General features: G+C 72.5%; 23 protein-coding genes. 3 read left to right on the forward strand and 20 right to left on the reverse strand.

Translation table 11 applies throughout. The features are described from left to right. Positions 1-273 precede the first annotated feature (273 nt). From VHW64_RS11920 to rpsP, 8 genes are all read right to left on the reverse strand, one after another. Positions 274-582, reverse strand: a complete 309-nt coding sequence (locus VHW64_RS11920; protein ID WP_329650777.1) for a DUF2469 domain-containing protein — start codon at positions 580-582, stop codon at positions 274-276. Continuing rightward, complete coding sequence (locus tag VHW64_RS11925; RefSeq protein ID WP_329650778.1) at positions 579-1,346, reverse strand: ribonuclease HII; 768 nt, start codon at positions 1,344-1,346, stop codon at positions 579-581. Before VHW64_RS11925 ends, VHW64_RS11920 begins: the two co-directional genes overlap by 4 nt. Beyond that, entirely contained in the window at positions 1,343-2,146 is an 804-nt protein-coding gene (lepB, locus tag VHW64_RS11930; protein ID WP_329650779.1) for a signal peptidase I, read from the reverse strand. The genes VHW64_RS11925 and lepB overlap by 4 nt, the downstream gene beginning before the upstream one ends. Before the next feature lie 50 nt (positions 2,147-2,196). Further along, entirely contained in the window at positions 2,197-2,559 is a 363-nt protein-coding gene (gene rplS / locus VHW64_RS11935) for a 50S ribosomal protein L19 (RefSeq protein WP_329650780.1), read from the reverse strand. A 370-nt stretch (positions 2,560-2,929) separates the two neighbouring features. Beyond that, positions 2,930-4,165, reverse strand: coding sequence for a tRNA (guanosine(37)-N1)-methyltransferase TrmD (gene trmD, locus VHW64_RS11940; protein WP_329650781.1), 1,236 nt, complete (start codon positions 4,163-4,165; stop codon positions 2,930-2,932). A 7-nt stretch (positions 4,166-4,172) separates the two neighbouring features. After that, positions 4,173-4,730: a ribosome maturation factor RimM gene (gene rimM / locus VHW64_RS11945; protein ID WP_329650782.1), complete on the reverse strand. Its 558-nt coding sequence runs from the start codon at positions 4,728-4,730 to the stop codon at positions 4,173-4,175. 24 nt (positions 4,731-4,754) lie between these two features. Beyond that, positions 4,755-4,997, reverse strand: coding sequence for an RNA-binding protein (locus tag VHW64_RS11950; protein ID WP_329650783.1), 243 nt, complete (start codon positions 4,995-4,997; stop codon positions 4,755-4,757). A 2-nt stretch (positions 4,998-4,999) separates the two neighbouring features. Next, complete coding sequence (rpsP, locus tag VHW64_RS11955; protein WP_329650784.1) at positions 5,000-5,632, reverse strand: 30S ribosomal protein S16; 633 nt, start codon at positions 5,630-5,632, stop codon at positions 5,000-5,002. Positions 5,633-5,811: 179 nt separating this feature from the next. Here rpsP and VHW64_RS11960 point away from each other — a divergent pair, with 179 nt between their 5' ends. Then, on the forward strand, positions 5,812-6,423 hold the full coding sequence (locus tag VHW64_RS11960; RefSeq protein ID WP_329650785.1) for a hypothetical protein: 612 nt from the start codon (positions 5,812-5,814) through the stop codon (positions 6,421-6,423). Between the two features lie 51 nt (positions 6,424-6,474). Here the strand turns inward: VHW64_RS11960 and VHW64_RS11965 are convergent, their stop codons facing one another. Next, the gene (locus VHW64_RS11965; RefSeq protein ID WP_329650786.1) at positions 6,475-7,209 is read right to left on the reverse strand and encodes a putative protein N(5)-glutamine methyltransferase; all 735 of its coding nucleotides are present in this window, start codon (positions 7,207-7,209) and stop codon (positions 6,475-6,477) included. A 14-nt stretch (positions 7,210-7,223) separates the two neighbouring features. Further along, a complete protein-coding gene (locus VHW64_RS11970; RefSeq protein ID WP_329650787.1) occupies positions 7,224-8,294 on the reverse strand; it encodes an amidohydrolase family protein in 1,071 nt (356 codons plus the stop codon). Positions 8,295-8,352: 58 nt separating this feature from the next. Between VHW64_RS11970 and VHW64_RS11975 the strand changes: the two genes are divergently transcribed. Next, positions 8,353-8,958, forward strand: coding sequence for a GtrA family protein (locus VHW64_RS11975; RefSeq protein ID WP_329650788.1), 606 nt, complete (start codon positions 8,353-8,355; stop codon positions 8,956-8,958). 109 nt (positions 8,959-9,067) lie between these two features. After that, positions 9,068-10,234, forward strand: a complete 1,167-nt coding sequence (locus VHW64_RS11980; protein WP_329650789.1) for an ROK family transcriptional regulator — start codon at positions 9,068-9,070, stop codon at positions 10,232-10,234. Positions 10,235-10,338: 104 nt separating this feature from the next. Here VHW64_RS11980 and VHW64_RS11985 read toward each other — a convergent pair whose 3' ends face one another. The 10 genes from VHW64_RS11985 to smc form a co-directional block, all read right to left on the reverse strand. Further along, positions 10,339-11,226 carry a hypothetical protein gene (locus VHW64_RS11985; RefSeq protein WP_329650790.1) on the reverse strand — a complete coding sequence of 296 codons (888 nt, stop codon included), beginning with the start codon at positions 11,224-11,226 and terminating at the stop codon, positions 10,339-10,341. 40 nt (positions 11,227-11,266) lie between these two features. Beyond that, positions 11,267-11,653: a hypothetical protein gene (locus VHW64_RS11990; RefSeq protein ID WP_329650791.1), complete on the reverse strand. Its 387-nt coding sequence runs from the start codon at positions 11,651-11,653 to the stop codon at positions 11,267-11,269. Positions 11,654-11,658: 5 nt separating this feature from the next. Then, positions 11,659-13,227, reverse strand: coding sequence for a signal recognition particle protein (ffh, locus tag VHW64_RS11995; protein WP_329650792.1), 1,569 nt, complete (start codon positions 13,225-13,227; stop codon positions 11,659-11,661). Between the two features lie 31 nt (positions 13,228-13,258). Further along, a complete protein-coding gene (locus VHW64_RS12000; RefSeq protein WP_329650793.1) occupies positions 13,259-15,499 on the reverse strand; it encodes a [protein-PII] uridylyltransferase in 2,241 nt (746 codons plus the stop codon). Between the two features lie 21 nt (positions 15,500-15,520). After that, entirely contained in the window at positions 15,521-15,859 is a 339-nt protein-coding gene (locus VHW64_RS12005; protein ID WP_329650794.1) for a P-II family nitrogen regulator, read from the reverse strand. After that, positions 15,856-17,223, reverse strand: coding sequence for an ammonium transporter (locus VHW64_RS12010; protein ID WP_329650795.1), 1,368 nt, complete (start codon positions 17,221-17,223; stop codon positions 15,856-15,858). The genes VHW64_RS12005 and VHW64_RS12010 overlap by 4 nt, the downstream gene beginning before the upstream one ends. Positions 17,224-17,387: 164 nt before the next feature. Next, the gene (gene ftsY, locus VHW64_RS12015; RefSeq protein WP_329650796.1) at positions 17,388-18,515 is read right to left on the reverse strand and encodes a signal recognition particle-docking protein FtsY; all 1,128 of its coding nucleotides are present in this window, start codon (positions 18,513-18,515) and stop codon (positions 17,388-17,390) included. 24 nt (positions 18,516-18,539) lie between these two features. Beyond that, entirely contained in the window at positions 18,540-18,785 is a 246-nt protein-coding gene (locus tag VHW64_RS12020) for a hypothetical protein (protein WP_329650797.1), read from the reverse strand. A gap of 141 nt (positions 18,786-18,926) precedes the next feature. Next, positions 18,927-19,370 (reverse strand): acyl-CoA thioesterase, encoded by a 444-nt coding sequence (locus VHW64_RS12025; RefSeq protein ID WP_329650798.1) that lies wholly within the window; start codon positions 19,368-19,370, stop codon positions 18,927-18,929. Positions 19,371-19,382: 12 nt separating this feature from the next. Then, positions 19,383-23,057, reverse strand: coding sequence for a chromosome segregation protein SMC (smc, locus tag VHW64_RS12030; protein WP_329650799.1), 3,675 nt, complete (start codon positions 23,055-23,057; stop codon positions 19,383-19,385). Between the last annotated feature and the right edge of the window lie 174 nt (positions 23,058-23,231).

The following is a 23,231-nucleotide window of genomic DNA, read 5'->3' on the forward strand; positions in this document are numbered from 1 at the left end:
CGAGCAGGACGAGGATAGGCGTGATCAGCGCAGCTTCCACCGCTACGGCCCCGCGTTCGTCACGACGACGACGAAGCAACCGCCTCATGGCACGGGCCACCGGCTTCTCCCATCAGACTCTGTTGAGTCCGGTGCTCCCCCGAAACACCGATCCTCGGGCGAAAGCGTAGGTGGGTGGAGATGCCCCCCGTGGCGGAATGAGGAATTTTTGTCGAACGCCCGAAACCGCGAATTTCGGCTGGTCCAGACCAGTCTTTCCGCCTCCGCCGAGCCTCAGACCTTGGGCGGGTCGATCTCCTGCTGGCTGAGCTCCTCGACGTTGACGTCCTTGAAGGTCAGCACCTTCACGTTCTTGGCGAACCGGGCGGGGCGGTACATGTCCCACACCCATGCGTCGCTCATCGAGACCTCGAAGAAGACGTCACCCGACTCGGTGCGCGCCTTCACGTCGACCTGGTTGCACAGGTAGAAGCGGCGGTCGGTCTCCACGACGTACTTGAAGATGCCGACGACGTCGCGGTACTCCCGGTAGAGGGTCAGCTCCATCTCGGTCTCGTACTTCTCGAGATCCTCCGCGCTCATGCCGACTCTCCTCGCTCCCCTGGCGCCACTGCGCTGCCGACACTAGTGGTCTCGACCAGCTCGGCGAGGGAGGGACTCGGCTCCTCGACGGTCGGGTCCGACAGGTCGACCTCGAGACCCGCCGCCCGGCGCACGTTGACGAACCTCGTCCGGTGCTGAGGACACGGGCCGTGCTCGACGAGCGCGGCGTTGTGGACCTCGGTGACGTAGCCCTTGTGCGTCTTGAAGTCGTACGCCGGGTGCTCGCCGTCGAGGTCGACCATGATCCGGTCGCGGGTGACCTTGGCCAACACGGAGGCGGCGCTGATGCAGGCCGCGACCCGGTCGCCCTTCCACATCGCCAGGCCCGGGACACCGAGCCCGTCGACCGGGAACCCGTCGGTCAGGACGTACTCCGGCGGGACGCTCAGGAGGGCGACAGCGCGGCGCAGAGCCTCGACGTTCGCGACGTGCATGCCGAGCCGGTCGCACTCGTCGGACTCGATCGCGACCACGGCCCAGGCCACCGCCTTGCGCACGATCTGCGCATAGCAGCGCTCGCGGGCCTTCTCGGTGAGGAGCTTGGAGTCGGCCAGCCCCGCGATCTCGCCGGACTTGCCCGGCCTGAGGATCGCCGCTCCGGCGACGAGGGGACCGGCGCACGCTCCGCGCCCGGCCTCATCGACGCCGGCGATCACTCCCATCCCGGCTCTGCGCAGGGCGCGCTCGTAGCCGTACAGCCCGGCGTCACGCCGGACGGTCGCTCCGAGGGGCAGACGCGTCACTGTCCGACGGTGCCGGAGTTGTTCGTGGCGGTGGGAGCGGGGACGCCGGCGAAGTCGGCCGGCCGATGCAGGATGTGGAACCGGCTGTGGGGCCACAGCAGCACGAACACCTTCCCGACGACGTCGTCGACCGGGATGTAGGGATCTGCCGTGCAGTCGGTCGATCTGGCCGGGCCCTGGCACAGATGCATCGTGGAGTCGTCAGAGTTGTCGCGGTTGTCACCCATCACGAACACCGTGTCCTTGGGCACCGGACCCGCGGTCCAGTCGCAGGTCGTCGTCATCGGCCCGTTACACGGCATCCCGGGCGTGTGCTTGATGTAGGAGTCCTCGTCGAGCGGATGCCCGTTGACGAGGACCCGGCCCTTCTTGTCGCAGCAGTGGATGGTGTCGCCGGCGACGCCGATGACGCGCTTCACGAGATGGCCGCCCGAGGGGTAGAGGCCGATCTTGGCCATCAGCTTCCCAAGGGGGTTGGTGGGCCCGGCGTCCTCGGCCTCGCTCAGCCAGCCACCGGGGTCCTTGAAGACGATGACGTCGCCGCGCTGCGGCGTACCCCCGAACCAGTACGACGTCTTCTCCACCAGGATCCGGTCGTTCTTGACCAGACCGGGCTCCATCGACTCCGACGGGATGTAGAAGGCCTGCACGAAGAACGCCTTGATCACGATCGCCAGCACGATCGCGATCGTGAGCAGCAGGATCGTCTCCTGCCACAGCGGCAGGTGCTTCTTGGTCTTGGGCACCGAGGGCTCCGGATCGTTGCGTTCCACGGAGATGGCGGAGCGGTCGTCGGTCACGTCACGGAGCCTAGCCAGTGGGTGTTACCTGCTACGGCCGGTCGCTGCCCTCAGGCCTCCCGGCGCTCCTTGATCTTGGCGGCCTTCCCACGCAGGTTGCGCAGGTAGTACAGCTTCGCGCGGCGGACGTCACCGCGGGTGACGATCTCGATCTCCGCGAAGATCGGCGAGTGGAGCGGGAAGGTGCGCTCGACACCCACGCCGAAGGAGACCTTGCGAACGGTGAAGGTGCGGCCGATGCCGGAGCCCTGGAGCCTGATCACGACGCCCTGAAAGATCTGCACGCGGGATCGGGTGCCCTCGGTGACCTTCACGTGGACCTTGACGGTGTCGCCGGCGCGGAACTCCGGGAGGTCGTCACGCTTGGCGGCGTTGCCGAGGCCGGCGACAGCGCCGATGTTGTTGACGGTCATGTCTCTCCTCACGAGTGCCACAGGTCAGCCGTGGTGGGAAAAGGTGTGGAGTTGGCGGCCTGCCCAGGTGGCCGGCGGCACCACGCTCCCCCTGTGGCAGGAGGTGGTGCGGAGCTCTGCGCAGAGGTGTCAGGAACTCCCTGTTTGGCCGGACGGACCAAGGGGTGAGTCTGCCAGACCCGACCGGGCCCGAGGAAATCCACGGTCGCCGAGGCCTCCACCGGCTCGACCAGCGGTGAGGGGCCGGCTCGGTGGTCGCCGGGAACAAACTGGCCTACAAACGACGCCTCGAGGCGCCACTGCGAGTCGTTTGTAAGCCAGTTTGTGTGAAAACGGCCGCGCAGCCCGCGACCGACGGAGGGCGGGTGGGTCAGCCCGACCGACGGGGCGCGGGCTTGGTCAGGACGACGGCGCCGGGGGAGCCCGGGGCCGGGCCTCGGAGGCGATACCCGGCCTTCTTGTACATCCGCAGGTTGTCGACGCTCTTCGCGCCCGTCCACAGCACGTACGTCGTGACCTCGGCGGGAGCGGCGTCCTCGACGACCCGCAGGAGGTGGCGGCCCAGGCCCCGGCCCTGGAGGTCGGGGGCCACCATCACCCGGCCGACGTCCCACGTCGTGCCGTCGTCACCGTCACCCTCGCCGGCGCCCCCGCCGACGCCGTCCCCGGCGACGCGGCCACGGGCCGAGCCGACGATCCGGCCGCCGGCGACCGCCACGAACGTCGTCCAGTCGTCGAGCCCGCGGACCGCCTCCTCGAAGGACTCCTCGAGCGCGGGGACGTGCACACCCGGGTTGGCCCACAGCTCCTGCAGCCAGCACGCCCTGGTCAGGGTGAAGAGCTCGCCGGCGTCGGCGCGGGCCGCGAGCCGGACCTCGAGGTCGAGACCACCGAGGCCCACCCTCGCGGCGCGGTGGGCGAGGTCGGGGCGGCGGGCGACCGTACGGCGGACCGACTCGGCGTGGCGCCAGGTCGCGATCGCCCCGTGGTCGCCGGACAGGAGCACTCCGGGGACCTGACGCCCGCGCCACGCGGCCGGCTTGGTGTAGACGGGGTACTCCAGGAGCCCCTCCTCGTGGGACTCCTCGACCAGCGAGTCGGGGTTGCCGACGAAGCCGGGCAGCAGGCGGACGACGGCCTCGATGAACGCGGCGGCCGCGGCCTCTCCGCCGTTCAGCACGAAGTCGCCGAGCGAGAGCTCGCGGACGTCGTAGGCCGCGGCGGCCTCTTCGACGACGCGCTGGTCGATGCCTTCGTAGCGCCCGCAGGCGACCACGAGGTGTGCCGTCTCGGCCAGCTCGCGGGCGACCGCCTGGGTGAACGGCGTCCCGCTCGGCGTGGGCACGACGAGGGTCGGCCGGTGAGCTGGGGCCGGGCTATCCGCGACCAGAGAGTCGAGCGCCTCGCCCCAGGGCTCCGGCTTCATCACCATGCCGGCACCCCCGCCGTAGGGCGTGTCGTCGACCGTGCGGTGGCGGTCGTGGGTGAAGGCGCGCAGGTCGTGTACCCGGACGTCGAGCAGGCCCGAGTCTCGCGCCCGACCCGTCAGCGAGACGTCGAGCACGTCGAGGTAGGCCGGGAAGATCGTGACGACGTCGATCCTCATGCCGGCCTCACGCCTCGTCCTCGGGGAAGGGCGTCACCAGACCCGGCCGATCGGCCACCACGACCCGGCCACCCGCGAGGTCGACCTCCGGCACCAGCGCGGACACGAACGGCACCAGCGCCTCCCGACCGTCCGGGGTGTGGATCTGGAGGAGGTCCTGTGCGCCGTGCACCACGGCCGAGACCTCGCCCAGGCCGTGGCCGTCGAGGTCGACGGCGAGGAGCCCGATCAGCTGGTGGTCGTAGAACTCGTCGGGCTCGTCGGGAGACTCCCCGGCCGGCACGCTCGCGTACAGGAGCAGCCCTCGGGCCGCCTCGGCCGTCGTCCGGTCGGGGAGCTCCTCGAAGCGGACCAGCAGCGTGGACTGGTGCCACCGGGTGGAGGCCACGGTCAGCGCGGTCCACGGCGCCGTTGTGCCGTGGGGCCGCTCGGCACGGACACTCGCGCCCGTGCCGAAGCGGCGTTCGGGCTCGTCGGTGCGCAGCTCGACGGTGACCTCACCGCGCAGGCCGTGTGGCTTGCCGACGCGCCCGATCACGACCTCGATCGTCTCCGGACCCTCCACGGCGTCAGGCTCGAGGAGTGGCGCTCATCGTTCCCGGTCGACGTCGACGAAGTCGATCCGGGAGCCTTCCCTGCCCGCCAGGGCCGCGATCACCGTACGGAACGCCGTGGCGGTGCGGCCACTGCGGCCGATCACCTTGCCGAGGTCGTCGGGGTGGACCCGGACTTCGAGCAGCGGCCCGCGTCGGGTCTGCTTGTCGCGCACGACGACGTCGTCCGGATGGTCGACGACCCCGCGCACGAGGTGCTCCAGCGCGTCGGCGAGCACGATCAGCCCTCGTCGCTCTTGGCGTCGGCGTCGACTTCCGCGGTCTCGGCGGTCTCAGCGACGTCCGCGGCACCCTGCGGAGTCTCGTCGGCCGGAACCGGCACGGCCTCCTCGGCGACCGGCGCCTCGGCGGCGGCCTCCTCGACAGCAGGGGCCTCGACAGCGGCAGGCTCCTCGACAGCCGGGGCCTCGACAGCAGGCTCCTCGGCCTTGGCCTCGGCGGCCTTCTCGGCCGGCTTCTCGGCGGCCTTCTTGGCGGTCCGCTTGGTCACGGCCTCGCCCCTCGGCTCGCCGGCGGAGTCCTTGAGCGCCTCGTTGAAGATCTCGAGCTTGTCACGCTTGGGCTCGGCCACCCGGAGCGTGCCCTCGGTGTTCTTGTAGCCCTTGAACCTCTGCCAGTCACCGGTGATCTTGAGGATCTGGGCGACGGCCTCGGACGGCTGAGCGCCGACGCCGAGCCAGTACTGGGCCCGCTCGGACTCGACCCGGATGAAGGACGGCTCCTCCTTCGGGTGGTACAGCCCGATCTCCTCGAGGACCCTGCCGTCACGCTTCTTGCGGGAGTCGACGACGACGATGCGGTAGTGCGGCGCACGGACCTTGCCCATGCGCTTCAAGCGGATCTTGACGGCCACGGTTGTGGTGTCTCCTCGAACGTTGTGTGTGGTGAGGACCGGCGCCGCCTGTGGGGTCACGTGGCACCCGCCTCGATGGGCTGCACGGGTCGCGGTTGAGAGGGACCGGACCGGGCAGACTCAGCCTCGGATTGTGCCAGACCACCTCGGATCGGCAGAAATCGTGCAGGCTGCTGCCCGTGAGCATGCCGTACGCCGCCCAGAGGCGCCGCCCTCGGGCCTGGTGGTTCGTGCTCGGCGGCGGTCTGATGCTCGCCGCGCTGATCGTCTTCGCGGTGACGGTCGCGTCGTTCGTGCACGAGCTCGCCCACACCGACGCCAGGTTCGCTGCCGAGGGGACCCATCAGGTCGTGCTCCCGGCACACGACGAGCGGGGGCTGTTCGTCGACGACCTCGGCCCCCTGGGCAACCCCTGCACCGCACGGGACGACCGCGGCGGGCGCGTCGCGATGCGGCTGACCGACGACGGCGACGACGTCAACGGCTGGGTGCTGGTGGCGCGGTTCGACACCGGCGACGGTCACCTCACCTTCTCCTGCGACGGCGGCGGCGACGGCGGCGGTGGAGGTGGTCGGGACGTGCGGATCGCCGCGGCCCCCGACGGCAGCGACCTGGCGCGGCTCGGGCTGCTCGGCGCCGTGGTCCCGGGCCTGCTGGGGTTCGCCGGCTTCGTCGTCGTCCTGGTGACCGGGATCCTCTGGGTCAGTCGGCGCCGACCCCCGCCGCCTCCGCCGTACGTGCCTCCCGGGCCGCCGTACACCCCTCCCGGCACGCCGCCGGCGGGAGCATGAGCCCAGCTCCGAACGCCCCCTGACGCGGGGCGTCGTCCGATGTGCGTGCTGTCACGCCCGGGCCAGCACCGCCGTGCCGTCGATGTCGTCGTCGATCTCCACCGAGGCGGAGAGCCCGGCATCCCGCAGCAGCGCGGCCGACTGCTCGGCCTGACCTCGTCCGGTCTCGAGCACCACGCGGCCGCCCGGGCGCAGCCACTCCCGGGCGTCCTCGGCGACCCGGCGCTGGATGTCGAGGCCATCGGCTCCCCCGTCGAGGGCGACGTGGTGCTCGTGCTCGCGTGCCTCGCGCGGCATGGTCGCGATGGCGGCGGTCGGGACGTACGGCGCGTTCACGACCAGCAGGTCGACGCGTCCTCGCAGGTCGTCGGGGAGCGCGTCGTAGAGGTCACCCTGATGCACCCGCTCGGGTGTCAGGTTGCGCCGCGCGCAGGCCACGGCGGCGGGATCGGAGTCGGCCGCATGCACCTCGGCGGAGGGCCAGCGTGCGGCCAGAGCCGCTCCGAGCGCGGCCGTGCCGCAGCACAGGTCGACGACGACGTCGGCGGGCTCGCGGACGGCGATCTCGACCACGATGGTGCTGCGCAGCCGCGGCACGAACACTCCGCGCTCGACCGCGATCCGCTGCCCCGCGAAGTCGGCCCAGCCCACGATCAGCTCCAGCGGCTCGCCCGCCATCCGGCGAGCGGTCCATGCCATCACCTCGGCCGGCGAGGTGGCCTCCTCCAGGATCAGCCGCGCCTCCTCCTCGGCGAAGACGCAGCCGGCCGAGCGCAGGGCCGCCACGAGCTGCGCCTCGTTCACACGACCTGCCCGCGCAGCACCACCGCGGTCGGCTCGCGCAGCACCGACAGGTCGGCGCGCGGGTCTCGGGGGTAGACGACGAAGTCGGCCGGGGCGCCCTCGTCGAGCCCGGCGTTCCACCCCAGCCAGGCCCGGGCGCGCCAGCTCGCCGCGCCCAGTGCGTACTCCGCGGGCATGCCGTACGACGCCAGCTCGGCGACCTCGTCGGCGATGATCCCGTGCGGCAGGACGCCGCCCGCATCGGTGCCGGCGAAGATCGCCACCCCGGCCTCGTAGGCGGCCATCACCGTCTCGCGACGCCTGGCGTACAGGTCGAGCATGTGCTCGGCGTAGGCGGGGAAGCGCTCTGCGCCCTGCTCGGCGTACGTCGGGAAGCTGCGCAGCTGGTAGGCCGTGGGGACGAGCGCGGTGCCACGCGCCGCCATCGTCTCGACCAGGTCGGTGGTCAGGCCGGTGCCGTGCTCGATGCAGTCGATGCCGGCCTCGACCAGGCCGGGCAGCACCGCCTCGCCGAAGCAGTGGGCGGTCACCCTGGCGCCGTGCTCGTGGGCCGCGGCGATGGCCGACGCGAAGGCGTCGGCGGGGAACGACGGCGCGAGGTCGCCGTCGTCGCGGGAGATCCAGTCCCCCACGAGCTTGACCCAGCCGTCGCCCGCCTCCGCCTCCTGCGCGGCGTACTCCGCGAGCTGGTCGGGCTCGATCTCGTGGGCGAAGTTGCGGATGTAGCGACGCGTGCGGGCCAGGTGGCGTCCGCACCGGATGAGACGCGGCAGGTCGGCCCGGTCGTGGACCCATCGGGTGTCGGCCGGGGAGCCGCAGTCGCGCAGCAGGAGCGAGCCGGAGTCCCGGTCGGCGAGGGCCTGGCGCTCGGTCGTCGCGTCGTCGACGGCGCCGTGCTGGTCCAGCCCGATGTGGCAGTGGGCGTCGACGAGGCCGGGCACGATCCAACCCTGCGCGGCGGTCTCGGCGCCGGCCACGGGCTCGAGCGAGACGACCCCGTCGCCGACATAGAGGTCGCGCGGCTCGGCGTCGGGCAGGACCGGTCCGCGGAAGCGCAGGGTCGCCATGCCGCGACGCTATCGCGGCCAGGATCCGGTCAGGTGAACCCGGCTAGGGTTCCGGGTCGTGAGCACGACGGGGACCTCCACGCTGCGCCGGCACCGGGGCAATGCCCTCCAGTTCGGCCGGTTCGCGCTCGTCGGCGGCACCGGCGTCGTGGTCAACCTGGTGGTGCTGATCGCCGTCAAGCGGCTCGGACCCGGCCCCGAGGACGCGATCGCCGCGCTGCCGCCGACGGCGTTCCACATCCGGTGGTACCACGTGTACTCCACGGCCGCGTTCCTGGTCGCGAACCTCTGGAACTTCCAGCTCAACCGGTCGTGGACCTTCCGGAGTGCGCGGCACTCCAGGTGGTGGCGGGAGTACTGGCCGTTCCTCGCCGTCGGCATGCTGGGGCAGGCCGTCGGGCTGGTCCTCCTCACGCTGCTGATGCATCGCGGCTCGCCGCTCTCGCTGCCGACCGGCGTCCTCGACGACTCCTCGGGACTGCGCACGCGGCTCTACTGGGCGCAGCTGATCGTGATCACGGTGGTGACGCCCCTGTCGTTCGTCCTGAACAAGCTGTGGACGTTCGCCGCGGTCCGCACCCACCACCTGGACGCCGTACCCGCGCACCCCGCGGCCGGCAAGGAGCTGGAGCACCTCGGGGTCGACGAGGGCGACGCCCGCTGAGCTGGCCGCCCCGCCCTTCTCCGCCTGTCGGACGCTTCAGCACACCGACGGCGAGCAGTGCGCGGGGAAGCGGCCGGATAATTCGCCGTCGCGACACTAGGCTGCGCTGGTGCCCGGACATTCCCTGGCCCAGCTGCGCGGCTCGAACCTCCGCGCTATCACGGCCCTGCTCGGCTCCGCGGGTCCGCAGAGCCGGGCCGACCTCGCCCGAGGCTCCGGCCTGTCCCGGACGACGGTCTCCAGCCTGGTCAGCGAGCTGCTCGACAACGGCCTGGTCGTCGAGACCGAGGACCGCGGCACGCCGTACAAGGGCGGGAGCGGGCGACCTCCGCTGCTCGTCGCCCTGGCCCTGCGCCCCGGTGGCGTGGCCGGCGTCGACATCGGCCACCGACACATCCGAGTGGCAGTATCGGACCGCAGCGCGAGGATCCTGGCCGAGGTCGAGACGCAGACCGACGCCGATCCTCATGGCAACGCGACCCTGGACATCGCCGCCGACCTCGTCGAGCGTGCCCGCACCGAGGCTGGGCTGCCGCTCTCCGAGCTGCTGATGGTCGGGTTGTGCGTCCCGGCTCCGATCGACCGGCGCTCCGCGCGTGTCGACCAGTCGGTCCTGCCGGGATGGCACGAGCTGGCGCCGGCCGAGGAGCTCTCGCGCCGGGTCGGGCTCCCGGTCGTGGTCGACAACGACGCCAACCTCGGGGCCATCGCCGAGCACCAGCACGGCGCCGGACGCGGCACCGCCGACCTGCTCTACGTCAAGCTCGCCAGCGGCGTGGGCGCGGGCCTCGTGCTCGGCGGGCGACTGCACCGCGGCAGTACCGGCCTGGCCGGGGAGATCGGCCATGTGCTGGCCCGCGAGGACGGTGACCTGTGCCGGTGCGGCAGCCGCGGCTGCCTGGAGACCGAGGTCTCGACGCGGCACCTGCTCGCCCTGCTACGGCCCAAGCTCGGCGCGGCGCTCGACCTGCTCGGGCTGCTGGCCCTCGATGCCGACGGCGACCCCACGGTACGCAGCGTGCTCACCGGCGCGGGCCACACCGCGGGCCGCGTGCTCGCCGGAGTCTGCACGACGTTGAACCCCGCGCGGATCGTGGTCGGCGGGTCTCTGGGCGCGTCGCCCAGCCTGGTCGCGGCGATCCGCGTCGGCGTCGACCGCTATGCCCACCCCGAGGCCGCGGCGTCCTGCGAGGTCGTGTCCGGCAGGTTCGGCGGCCGGGCAGAGCTGATGGGGTCGCTGGCCCTGGCGATCAGCCGCGCGGGAGAGCTCGCCTGATCGCCCAGGCCGGACCCAAGAACGCCGAGTCGTCCTATGACGACTCGGCGTCATTTTCTTGCACTTTTGCGACGACTCGGCGTTCTTGAGTCCCACCTCGGCGATCAGGCAGCGGCGCGGAGGGCGACACACGCCCAGGTGCGCCACGGGCGCCAGGCCCGGGCGATCTCCGCAAGGTCCTCGGGGGTGACCTGCTCGCGGCCCAGCCGCGCAGCCGTGGCGGCGAGGACGCGCGGCTCGGTCCGCGGCAGGACGTCGGTGTGCCCGAGCGCGCGGACCGTGACCAGCTCGGAGTAGAACGGGCCGATGCCTTCGAACGTCCGCAGTCGCGTGGCCGCCAGGTCGACCTCGAGGATCCGCAGCGACTCCGTGTCGAGGTCGCCCGCTCGGGCGGCCTCCGCGATCGCGTGCATCCGGCGCAGCTTGACCGACGGCAGGCCCGGCACCTCCCGCACCTCGAGCAGCTGCGCCGGCGTCGGCAGCACCGCCACGGACTCCCCCGCGACGTCGAGCACGCGACCGTGTGCCCGGGCGAGGCGCTCGCGGACCAGCCGCATCTGCGCCGCCGGACGTCGCGCCGAGAGCACCGCCCACACCAGCGCCTCGTAGGCCGAGGCGAACAGCGGCGGCCGCAGGCCGGGAAGCGCGGCGTATGCCGAGCGCAGGACGGGGTCGCGGTCGACCATCCGGTCGTAGCCGGTGGCGTCCTCGTCCAGCGACAGGATCCGCGCGGCCTGAGCAGCGGCGGCGCCGGGATCGACGTCGCCGGTCACCTCGAAGGACACCACGTCGGGGGCCGGTTGCGTCACGGCGACGCCGGCCTGCTCGGCGTACCCGTCGAGCACGAAGCCCAGGCGCATGACCGCACCCGTGCTCGGCACCGTGGACCCGAAGCCGAAGCCCACGGACTGGCGGAGGTCGAAGCGGCCACGCACGGGCCACACGACCGTGTCGGGGCGGAGGGTGCCGGCTGGTCTGGGGAGGGCCGTCATGGGCGCGACGCTAGGGGCAATTGCGGACAGGATCGGTCCGCTACTCCCCCAGCCGGTCGAGCAGCCAGGTGGGACCGACCGTCCCGCCCGCCTTGGCGACCCGGGCGGCAAGCAGCCGGTCCGCCGTCACCACCGTCACCACCTGGCCCGCGTCGGCCGCCTTGTGCGCCTGCCGGACGACCTCGCTGTCGCCGTCCTGCGGTGCGTGGACGACGGTGACGTGTCCGTCCCGGCCGGGCCTGACGCCGGCCTTGGCCTGGCCCTCCAGCACCAGGACGACGTCCCCCTCGACGTCGGCGGTGACCAGCTGCTCGTGGAGCCGCCGCGCCGCGCCCGCGCGGTCCTTCCACCACCCGTCGGCCCGCGCCCCGACGACGTTGGCGCCGTCGACCACGAGCAGCCGGGCCCCCTTCGCACGCGACGTCATGGCCGCTATGTCAGGTACTTCGAGAAGTCGCCCGGCAGCTCGAGGGCCGCGGCGGCCTTCTCGTAGTCGACGGGGTCGCCATCGGGGTTGCCGAACGGGTTGGCCGGAGCCGCATCGCCCTTGTCCTCCGCGGCCTTGGCAGCGGCGGCGGCCTTGGCGGGGTTGCCACTGACGCGGCGTCCCTTGGCGGGCTTGTTCTTCGCAGCCTGCTTGGCGCGGCCGCGCCTGCCGCCCCCGGCCATGCCCGGCATCCCCGGCACCCCGGGCATGCCGCCCTTGGCGAAGGACTGCATCATCTTGCGAGCCTCGAAGAACCGGTCGACGAGGCTGTTGACGTCGGAGACCTGGCGTCCGGACCCACGGGCGATCCGGGCACGACGGGAGCCGTCGATCATCTTCGGGTTGGCCCGCTCGGCGGGGGTCATCGACTGGATGACCGCCTGGATCCGGTCGACCTCGCGCTCGTCGAAGCTCTCGATCTGGTCGCGGAACTGACCCATGCCCGGCAGCATCCCCATGATCTTCGACATGGAACCGAGCTTGCGGACCTGCTGCATCTGCTCCAGGAAGTCCTCGAGGGTGAAGTCGCCGCCGGAGGTCAGCTTCTCCGCCGCCTTGAGCGCCTGCTCCTGGTCGAAGGTCTTCTCGGCCTGCTCGATCAGGGTCATCACGTCGCCCATGTCGAGGATCCGCGAGGCCATCCGGTCGGGGTGGAAGACGTCGAAGTCGGTGAGCTTCTCACCGGCGGAGGCGAACATCACCGGCTTGCCGGTCACGCTGCGGATCGAGAGCGCGGCGCCGCCCCGGGCGTCGCCGTCGAGCTTGGTGAGCACCACGCCGTCGTAGCCGACGCCCTCGAGGAAGGCCTGGGCGGTGCCGACGGCGTCCTGACCGATCATCGCGTCGACGACGAAGAGGATCTCGTCGGGCTGGACGGCGTCTCTGATGTCGGCGGCCTGCCGCATCATCTCGGCGTCGACGCCGAGCCGGCCGGCCGTGTCGACGATGACCACGTCGTAGAGCTTGCGGCGGGCCTCCTCGATGGAGTCGCGCGCCACGCGCACCGGATCGCCGACGCCGTTGCCGGGCTCGGGTGCGAAGACCGGGACCCCCGCGCGCTCGCCGTTGACCTGGAGCTGGTTGACGGCATTGGGACGCTGGAGGTCGGCGGCGACCAGCATCGGCTGTTTGCCCTCCGACTTGAGCCAGAGCGCCAGCTTGGCGGCCAGCGTCGTCTTGCCCGCGCCCTGGAGCCCGGCCAGCATGATCACCGTCGGCGGGTTCTTGGCGTAGCGCAACCGCCGCGTCTCTCCGCCGAGGATCGCCACGAGCTCCTCGTCGACGATCTTGACGACCTGCTGGGCGGGGTTCAGCGCCTGGCTGACCTCCTCGCCGCGGGCACGCTCCTTGACGGCGTCGACGAACTCGCGGACGACGGGCAGCGCGACGTCGGCCTCCAGCAGGGCGATCCGGATCTCGCGCGCGGTCGCGTCGATGTCGGCCTCGGAGAGGCGGCCCTTGCCGCGGAGGTTCTTGAAGGTCTCGGCAAGCCGGTCGGAGAGCGTGGCGAACAAGTCGGTCCTCTGGTCGTGATGGGCTTCCAGCCTAACCGGGCCGCCCCCGTCGCTCCGACTCCTCGCCGACGTCCGCGGTCAGCGCTGCGCGGACGGCGTGGACCGCCTCGGCAGCACGAATCTCGCCCAGGGCGCCGGCGGAGGCCTCCTGGACGTAGAACACGTCGACGGCCTGCGGGCCGAGGGTGTCGACATGCGCGGACCGGACGCTGAGGTCGAGGTTCGCGAGGGCGCGACACACGAGGTGGACCACGCCCGGTCGGTCCACGGCCCGCACCTCCATCACGGTGGCCCTCGTCGATGCCTCCGGGTGGACGACGACCGACGGCGCGATCGACCCGGCGGTGGGTCGCAGGCGCCCTGCGGGGTCGACGCGGCCGGCGACGATGGCGTCGAACCGCTGCCGCAGCACCCGCTCGTCGAGGTCCTGATCGGCGACCTCCCAGACCGACACGCCGACCGCGCCCGCAGACCACGCCCGGGCCGATCGCACGGAGACCCGCTGAAGCGCGAACAGCCCGGCGGCGTCGGCGAGCAGCCCGACGCGGTCGGGTGCCTGGACCGTCACCCGTGAGCCGCCCTCGGCGGGCTCGACACCGATGGAGATGCCGCCGCGAGACCCACGCGTCGCGACCGGTCCGCGGGGCCGCTCCTCGGGCCGAGCTCCTGCCTCGCCCTGGGCCGCTGCCGCCCCCTCCACGACGTCACGCACCAGGGCGGCGCGCCACGCGGTCCACGCCTGTGGAGCCGTAGCCCTGGCGTCAGCCTCCGTGAGCGCCGCCAGCAGTGCCAGCGCCTCGGGAGACCCGACCCGCTCGACGACGTACGCCGCCGTGGCGGGGTCCTGGGGGTCCCGGGTGGTCGCGATCTGGGCCACCAGCAGGTGGCGGCGTACGAGCAGGCCCACCAGGTCGGCGTCGGGGACGGCGAAGCCCATCCGGCCGGCGACCGCCCGCGCCAGCGGCTCGCCCGCCACGCTGTGCTCGGTCAGACCGCCCTTGCCGATGTCGTGCAGCAGAGCAGCCACGACCAGCACGTCGGGGCGTGCGACCCGCCGGATCAGGCGGCCCGCCTCGATGCACGTCTCGACGACGTGCCGGTCGACGGTGAACCGGTGGATCTGCGAGGCGTGCGGCAGCAGCCGGATCCGCTCCCACTCGGGCAGGAACGCCGCCAGCGCCCCCGTCTCCTCGAGCGTCTCCCACACCGGAAGCAGGCCGGGTCCCGCGGCGAGCAGCCGGACCAGGGCCTGCCGAGCCGAATCCGGCCACGGCTCGGGCAGCGCCGCCGACTCGGTCAGGAGCCGGGCCACGGTCGACGGCGCCAGCTCGAGGTCCCGGCGGGCGGCCTCGGCCGCCGCCCGGAGCAAGAGGGTGGGGTCGGACGCCGGACGCGCGTCGAGCGTCAGCACGACCTCCGCGCCCGACCGCGCGATCCCCGGTGACACGACCTCGAGCTCCGGTCGGCGTACCCCGTGTGCCGAGGCGCTACGGCGCTCGAGCACGCCGTCGACGCGACGCCAGGTGAGCCGCGAGAGGTGGGTGATCCGGCGTCCCAGCCCGCGCACGTGTCGCTGCGCCGCCGCCGCGTCCGCCGCTCCGAGCGCCGTGGCCAGGTCCTCCCAGAGCTCGGGGGCCACCCGGTCGGTGGCCCGGCCGGCGAGGTCGTGGAGGGCGTCTCGAACCTCCAGCAGGGCGAGCCGCGAGCGCTCGAGGTCGACGTGGGGCACGTCGACGAGCCATGTCGAGACCAGGGCGGTCAGGACGGTCGCGTCGCGGAGCCCGCCCTCGGCCTCCTTCAGGTCCGGCACCGCCTGGTGGGCGAGCTCTCCGACCACCTCGTGACGTCTGCTCACCAGCGCCTTCAGGGCCGGCAGCCGGTCGCGCGCCGTACGCCGCCACCGCGCCAGCACCTCCGAGCGCACCCGACGCGTCAGCTCCTCGTCGCCGGCGACATGCCGGATGTCGAGCAGACCCAGCGCGACCCGGAGGTCGGCACCGGCCTGCTCGAGCATCTCTTGCGCGGTGCGCACGGAGTGGTCGAGCAGCGCCCCGGCGTCCCAGATCGGGTACCAGATCCGCTGGGCGACCTCACCCGGATCGACGTCCGCGTCGTAGACGAGGACGACGTCGAGGTCGGAGTACGGCGCGAGCTCGCCGCGGCCATACCCGCCCACCGCGACGAGCGCGCACCCCGCGCGTGGTGCCGCCGACGCGTCGTAGGCCCCCCGGCACAACGCGTCGGCGGCCTCCGTGCGGGCTGCGCGGCTCACCCGTCTCCCCGCGACACCCGGCTAGAGCGCAGCGGCGTCGCGGTCGCCGGTGCGCACCCGGACGATGGTCTCGACGGGAGTCACCCAGACCTTCCCGTCACCGATCCGCCCGGTCTGCGCGGTCTTCGCGATGATGCCGACGATGTCGTCGACGTCCCCGTCGTCCGCGACGACCTCGATCCGGATCTTCGGGACCAGGGCGATGTCGTACTCCGCGCCCCGGTAGACCTCGGTGTGGCCCTTCTGCCGCCCGTAGCCACTGACCTCCGAGACCGTCATCCCGGTGACCCCGAAGGTCTCCAGGGCCTCGCGGACGTCGTCCCACTTGTGCGGCTTGACCACCGCGGTGACCAGCTTCATGCCATCGCTCCTTCCCGCGACTCGGTCTTCGGATGCGCGGCCGCCACGACGCCCGTGCCGGCGAGCATGCCACCCGAACGGCCGTCGAGGTCGTAGGCCGACTCACCGTGCTCGGCGAAGTCGATGCCGTCGACCTCGTCGTCGTCGCTGACCCGCCAGCCGATCGTGTACTTGATCGCCATCCCGATCACCGCCGTCAGCACGCCGCACCAGACGACGGTGAAGATGACCCCGAGGAACTGGTGCCACAGCAGGTTCGCGTTGCCGCCGTACAGCAGGCCCCCGCCGCCGCTGGGGAAGAGACCGTCGATGCCCTGCGGCGAGGAGGTCGTGCCGAGGAAGCCGATCAGGAGCGCGCCCAGGATCCCGCCGGTGAGGTGGACACCCACGACGTCGAGCGAGTCGTCCAGCCCGAGCTTGTACTTCAGGCCGATCGCCATCGCGCAGACGGCGCCGGCGATCGCACCGACCGCCATCGCGCCGACCGTGCTCACCGACCCGCACGACGGGGTGATCGCGACCAGGCCGGCGACCACCCCCGAGGCGGCACCCAGCGAGGTCGCCTTGCCGTGGACGATCCGCTCCACCGCAAGCCAGCCCAGCATCGCCGCCATCGTGGCGACGGTGGTGTTCATGAAGGTCACTCCCGTCTCACCCATGAACTGGTCGGTGACCGAGCCCCAGCCCTGCTTGCTCGAGCCGACGGTCGTGAAGACGATCGAGCCCACGTTGAAGCCGTACCAGCCCGTCCACAGCAGCCCGGCGCCGATCATCGTGAGCGTGAGGTTGTGAGGCCGCCCGACGTCCTTGGGCCACCCGACACGACGTCCGATCACCAGCGCCAAGATGCCGCCCGCGACACCGGCGTTGATGTGCACGACCGTCCCGCCGGCGTAGTCGAGGTTGGGGAAGTGGGTGTAGAACCAGCCGCCGCCCCAGACGTTGTGGGCGATCGGGAAGTAGACCAGGGTCACCCAGGCCACGACGAAGACCACCCACGCCGACACCTTGACCCGGTCGGCGATCGACCCGGAGATGAGGGCGGCGGTGATGACGGCGAACGTCAGCTGGAAGAGGACGTAGATGTAGTTGCCCGGGCTGACGTGGTGCAGACCGAACATGTGGAACGGGCTGGCGATGAGGTCGCCGTTCCCGTTGCCGACCCCGTCTGCGCCCCAGCCCTCAGACCAGCCCCAGAGGACGAACACGAGCCCCACGACACCCATCGCGAGGTAGGACATCATCATCATGTTGAGCACGGACTTCGACCGGGTCATGCCGCCGTAGAAGAGCGCCAGGGCCGGTGTCGTCATCATCAGGACCAGCGCCGTGGCGACGATCATCCAAGCGTAGTAGCCGTCCATGGGACCTCCACGAGGTGTGAGAGCACGTGCCCACAGCCTGCGCGGCAGACGTTTCGATCGACGACGCGTCGTGTTGCGGTGGTGCAACGTTCGAGCGCCACCGTGTTACGCCCCTGTGAACTCCGGGGCCCGCCGTCCGGCCGCAGAGCGGCGCGCAGGAGCGGTCAGCCGAGCAGCGCGTCGACGAAGGCCCCCGGGTCGAACGGCGCCAGGTCGTCGGGTCCCTCGCCGAGTCCCACCAGCTTGACCGGGACGCCGAGCTCGCGTTGTACGGCGACCACGATCCCGCCCTTGGCCGAGCCGTCGAGCTTGGTCAGGACGATCCCGGTGACGTCGACGACCTCGCTGAAGACCCGGGCCTGGACGAGGCCGTTCTGACCGGTGGTGGCGTCCAGGACCAGCAGCACCTCGGTGACCGGGGCCTGCTTCTCGATCACGCGCTTGACCTTGCCGAGCTCGTCCATCAGGCCGGCCTTGTTCTGGAGTCGTCCCGCGGTGTCGATCAGGACCGTGTCGGTGCCGCGCCGGATGCCGTCCTCGACGGCTTGGAAGCCGACGCTGGCCGGGTCGGCGCCCTCGGGGCCGCGCACGACCTCGACGCCGACCCGCTCCGCCCAGGTCGCGAGCTGGTCCACGGCCGCGGCCCGGAAGGTGTCGGCGGCGCCGAGGACGACCGACCGGTCCTCGGCGACCAGGATCCGGGCGAGCTTGCCGACGGTCGTGGTCTTGCCGGTGCCGTTGACACCCACCACCAGGACGACGCCCGGCAAGCCGTCGGCGCCGGACACCCGGAGCCGGCGATCGAGGTCGGGCCCGACGAGCTTGACCAGCTCCTCGCGCAGGACGGTCCGGGGGTCCGCCGACGCCTTGCCGTCGACGCGGAGTCGCGTTCGCAGGTTGTCGACCAGCTGCTGGGTGGGGGCGACGCCGACGTCGGCGGTGAGCAGCGTGTCCTCGATCGCCTCCCAGGTCCCCTCGTCGAGATGGTCGCGGGAGAGCAGGGTGAGCAGCCCGCGACCCAAGCCGCCCTGCGCGCCGGCCAGCCGCTCCCGCAGCCGCACCAGCCTGGAGGCCGTGCCCTCGGGGCGCTCCAGCGTCGCGACGGGAGGTGACGCTTCGGTCGCTTGGTCGGGTTCTGGCGTCGGCGGGGCCGGCGTCTGGGGAGCGGTGGGCCTGCTGTCGAGCGGCGGGGGCTGCTGCCGGCGTCCGCCGCTGGTCACCAGCGCCACGACGACCAGCACCGCGACCACCGCGACACCGAGGACGAGCCACAGCAGAGTCATGGCGCCCATCCAATCACTGAGGTACGGCGTCGCTCAGCCGCGATGCTCCCCCGGCCGCCGACCCAGGCTCGCCAGGTCGAAGTGCCGGGCAGAAGCGTCGGGGGCCTCGGTGTTGTCCAGCGTCGGCGCCGTCTCGACACCCCTGCGCAGCAGGCGCCCCAGCCAGCCGGCGTAGGGGACGTCCTCGCCCCGGTGCGGGAAGGCGACGTAGAGCACGACGAGCCCCGCCAGAACCAGGATCACGAGCATGGTGACCACCAGGAACAACATGCTCTCCACCCTGACAGACCACCCGCGGACACCGACCCACCCGGGCAGGCGTGTCCTCACCCCACCCGGGCGGTCCTCGAGGGACGCAAGCCGCTGGCGCGTTGTCGGCGAGGAGCCTGGTGTAGTCGGCGACCCGAGGGTCGCCCGCGCTCACCTGAGGATCGCCTCCGCAGCGTGGCGGATCGGCTCGGGGATGGCGGTGACAGGGCGCTGCGCGGCGGTGTCGTCGACGTACACGACGACCACCCGCGCCTCGGCGGCCGCCTCGTCCGAGCCCTGGAACAGGCCGACGCGGTAGACGATCGAGCTGCGACCCAGGCGCTCGACCGCCACTCCCAGCTCGATCGGCCTGGGGTAGGCCAGCTCGCGGAAGAAGCGGCACGACGCCTCGGCGAACACCCCGATCGTGTCCGCGTTGTCGGCAGCCGCCCCGACCGCGTCCTGGAGGTGGGTGTCGATCGCGGTGTCGACCAGCTCGAAGTAGCGCGCGTTGTTCAGATGGCCGAACCCGTCCATGTCGGCCCAGCGGGTCGTCGCGGTCGACCAGTGCACGAAGTCCGCCCGGGTCGGAGGGGGCGGCCGCTCGGAGCTCATCGCGGCCCGGCCTCAGGCCGGCTCGCGCAGGCGCTGGCTGATCACGGTCGAGACACCGTCACCGCGCATCGTGACGCCGTAGAGCGCGTCGCCGACCTCCATCGTGCGCTTCTGGTGGGTGATCACCAGCAGCTGGCTGTCCTCGCGCAGCTCCTCGTAGATCTCCAGCAGGCGTCCGAGGTTGGTGTCGTCGAGGGCCGCCTCGACCTCGTCGAGGATGTAGAACGGCGAGGGTCGGGCCTTGAAGAGCGCCACCAGGAAGGCCACGGCCACCAGCGACCGCTCACCCCCCGAGAGCAGCGAGAGCCGCTTGACCCTCTTGCCGGGCGGGCGGGCCTCGACCTCGACACCGGTGCCCAGCATGTCGGCGGGGTCGGTGAGAACCAGCCGCCCCTCGCCACCGGGGAACAGCCGTGCGAAGGTCTGCTCGAAGGCCACGCAGACGTCGGCGTAGGCCTCGGTGAAGACCTGCTCGACGCGCGCATCGACCTCGCGGACGATGTCGAGGAGGTCCTTGCGGGTCGCCTTGAGGTCCTCCAGCTGCTCGGTCAGGAACTTGTGTCGCTCCTCGAGCGCCGAGAACTCCTCCAACGCCAGCGGGTTGACCTTGCCGAGCATCGCCAGCGCCCGCTCGGCGGCCCTGAGCCGCTTGGTCTGCTCGTCGCGGTCGTACGGCGTCGGCTCGGGTCGCTGCCCGCCCTCGGCGTCATCGGTGTCCGGACGGGTCGCCCGGCCGTTCACCTGGCCGTCCACCTGGCCGTCCACCTGGCCGGTCACCTGGCCGGTCACCTGGCCGGTCATCTCGCCGTTCGCATCCACGAGCACCGGGGGCACGAGCTGGTCGGGGCCGTACTCGACGACGAGCGACTCCTCGTCGAGGCCGAGCTCCTCCAGCGCACGCTCGGCCAGCTGCTCGAGCCGCATCCGCTGCTGGGTGCGAGCCATCTCGTCGCGGTGCACCGAGCTCACCAGCTCGTCGTGCTCGCGGGTGAGGTCGCGCATCGAGGCCCGGACCCCGAGCAGCTCCTCCTCACGACCGGCCCGCGATGCCTCGACCGCGGCCCGCGCCTCGGCGGCGCGGTGGACGGACACCTCGAGCCTCGCCAGGACGTGGCCCACCGCGATGCTCACGGCCTGGGCGGCCCGGCCCTCGCGAAGCAGGCGCTCGCGGCGCTCGATCGCTCGCGCTCGGGCCTCCCGCTCGGCGTGGGCGGCGCGGACCAGGGAGTCGGCCCGGCCATGCAGGGCCCGAGCACGCTCCTCGCTCGTGCGCAGGGCCAGTCGCGCGTCCATCTCGCCCTGTCTGGCATCGCGGGCAGCGTCGGCCAGCCGCTCACGCTCGGCGGTGTCCGGCTCGAAGTCCGGCCCGTCGGTGATCTCCTCCGCCGTGGTGAGCCTGGCCTCGAGCTCGGCCTGGCCGGCCAGGTCGCGCTCCCGGGCCGCTTGCGCGTCGGCGATGGCCTGGGCGATGCGGTCCGCCTCGGCGCGGGCCGCGCGCGTCTGCGAGCCGTGGTGGCCGAGCTCCTCGGCGACGGCCGCGAGCGTGGCGTCGGACTCGTGCAGCTTCGCCAGCGCCACGTCGGCCCGACGCTGCGCGTCCTGCTTCTCCGACTCCAGGCGTGAGATGTCGAAGCCGAGGCGCTCCGATGCCGCCACGGCCTCGGCCAGTGCGGCCGACGCCTCGTCGTAGGCCGCCTGGATCTCGAGCAGGCTGGGCTGGCTCTGCGAGCCGCCGGAGGCGAAATGCGGGGCCAGGACGTCGCCGTCGCGGGTCACGGCCACGAGGTCGGGCAGAGCCTGGACCAGGGTCCGTGCGGCGTCGAGGTCGGCCACGACCGCGGTCTTGAACAGCAGGCGCGAGAGCGCGGGACGCAGCGTCTCGGGGCAGCGCACGACGTCCACGGCGTACGTCGCGTGACCGGGCAGGGCGGGCCAAGGGGCGTCCGCGGCCAACGACGCGCCGCCCAGGAGGAGCCCGGCACGGCCGAGGTCGGCCGACTTGAGGTGGTCGAGCGCGGCCACGGCGGCGTCGCCGTCGGTGACCGCCACGGCGTCGGCAGCCGAGCCGAGCGCGGCCGCGACCGCGGTCTCGAAGCCGGTCTCGACGGTCAGCACGGCGGCGACCGAGCCGAGCAGCCCGGAGACCGAGCCGGACGCGGCAAGCAGCGCGCCGGCGCCGTCCTTGCGGCTCAGCCCCAGCTCGAGAGCGTCCTTGCGGCCCAGCAGGGCGGAGCGGTCGCGGTCGGCCTGCGCCGCCTCCTCGCGCACCTTGGCCAGGCGCTCGCTGACGTCGTCGTAGGACGCCACCGCCGCTTCGTGCTCGGCATCGAGGCCCTCCTCGCCCGCGTCGAGGCCGGCGATGCGGGTCTCGAGGGCGGTGAAGTCGTGCTGGGCGCGGTCGGCGCGCGCACCGGCCGCCGCCCGGGCGGACTCCAGGCGGCCGATCTCCTCGTCGGCCGCGGCGGCGCGCGACTTCACGGCGTTGACCTGGCCGGCGAGCCGGGCCAGCCCCTCGCGGCGGTCGGCGGCGGCCCGCTGGAGAGCCGCGATCCGGCGGTCCTCCTCGACCGCGGCCTCCTCACAGGTGCGACGGTGGGTCACCGCGTGCTCGAGCGCCGCGCGGTGGGTCTCGACCTCGCGCCCGATCTCGGCCTCCTGGACGCGGACCCGCTCGGCCTCGGCCTCGAGCTCGTCGGGGTCGCGGCCGGTCTCGCCCATCAGGGCGGACTCCTCCTCCGACCCCGCGGCGTTGCGGACCCGCTCGGCAGCCAGCGACGCCGTGCCGCGGAGCCGCTCGCGCATCCCGGACAGCCCGAACCACGTCTCCTGGGCCTGGGCCAGCGCCGGGAGGTCCTCGCGCAGCGCCGCCTCCAGCCGACCCTCCGCGGCGCGAGCCTGCTCCATCGCGGCCTCGACCTCCGCGCGGCGCTCGACCAGGATCGTCTCGTCGGCCAGCTCCTGCTCCAGCGCGGTGCGGGCGGTGACCATGTCGTCGGCCAGGATGCGGGCCCGGGCGTCGCGGGCGTCGGCCTGGACCACCGCGGCCCTCCTCGCCACCTCGGCCTGGCGGCCGAGCGGCTTGAGCTGGCGGCGGATCTCGCTGAGGAGGTCACCCAGACGGGTCAGGTTGCCGTCGGTGGAGTCGAGCTTGCGAAGCGCCTTCTCCTTGCGCTTGCGGTGCTTGAGGACGCCGGCCGCCTCCTCGATGAACCCGCGCCGGTCCTCCGGGGTGGCGTGCAGGATCGAGTCGAGCTGGCCCTGCCCGACGATCACGTGCATCTCGCGCCCGATGCCGGAGTCGCTGAGCAGCTCCTGGACGTCGAGCAGGCGGCACGGCGTGCCGTTGATGGCGTACTCCGAGCCGCCGGAGCGGAACATCGTGCGGCTGATCGTGACCTCGGCGTACTCGATCGGAAGCGCACCGTCGGCGTTGTCGATGGTCAGCAGCACCTCGGCGCGGCCCAGGGGCGGGCGGCCCGCCGTACCGGCGAAGATGACGTCCTCCATCTTGCCGCCGCGCAGGCTCTTGGCGCCCTGCTCGCCCATCACCCACGCCAGGGCGTCCACGACGTTGGACTTGCCCGAGCCGTTGGGTCCCACGATGCAGGTGATCCCCGGCTCCAGCTGGAGGGTCGTGGAGGACGCGAAGGACTTGAACCCCTTGAGGGTCAGGCTCTTCAGGTACAACGTGGCTCCTAGACCTCGACGGCGCTGGCGACGCCTGATGGCGATCGGACTGCGGCGCGCGCGGAGGACGAGCGGGGGAAGTGCAGCGGTGCTCACCCTACCCAGAGCCACCCCCCAGTTCCGGCATCCGGGCCCCCGGCGTGGACGGCGGGCCGGGCCGGGTCAGCGGCAGGG

This window comes from Nocardioides sp. (assembly GCF_036267815.1).
In the GTDB taxonomy this organism is placed as follows: Bacteria; Actinomycetota; Actinomycetes; order Propionibacteriales; family Nocardioidaceae; genus Nocardioides.

Excerpts from the sequence above, each read along its gene's own strand:
- VHW64_RS12005 (WP_329650794.1), bottom strand. The coding sequence starts at position 15,859 with ATGAAGCTGGTCACCGCGGTGGTCAAGCCGCACAAGTGGGACGACGTC.
- rplS (WP_329650780.1), bottom strand. The coding sequence starts at position 2,559 with ATGACCGTCAACAACATCGGCGCTGTCGCCGGCCTCGGCAACGCCGCC.
- VHW64_RS12025 (WP_329650798.1), bottom strand. The coding sequence starts at position 19,370 with ATGAGCTCCGAGCGGCCGCCCCCTCCGACCCGGGCGGACTTCGTGCAC.
- VHW64_RS11970 (WP_329650787.1), bottom strand. The coding sequence starts at position 8,294 with ATGGCGACCCTGCGCTTCCGCGGACCGGTCCTGCCCGACGCCGAGCCG.
- VHW64_RS11985 (WP_329650790.1), bottom strand. The coding sequence starts at position 11,226 with ATGACGGCCCTCCCCAGACCAGCCGGCACCCTCCGCCCCGACACGGTC.
- VHW64_RS11920 (WP_329650777.1), bottom strand. The coding sequence starts at position 582 with ATGAGCGCGGAGGATCTCGAGAAGTACGAGACCGAGATGGAGCTGACC.
- VHW64_RS12010 (WP_329650795.1), bottom strand. The coding sequence starts at position 17,223 with ATGGACGGCTACTACGCTTGGATGATCGTCGCCACGGCGCTGGTCCTG.
- VHW64_RS11990 (WP_329650791.1), bottom strand. The coding sequence starts at position 11,653 with ATGACGTCGCGTGCGAAGGGGGCCCGGCTGCTCGTGGTCGACGGCGCC.
- trmD (WP_329650781.1), bottom strand. The coding sequence starts at position 4,165 with ATGAGGATCGACGTCGTCACGATCTTCCCGGCCTACCTCGACGTGCTC.
- ftsY (WP_329650796.1), bottom strand. The coding sequence starts at position 18,515 with ATGGGCGCCATGACTCTGCTGTGGCTCGTCCTCGGTGTCGCGGTGGTC.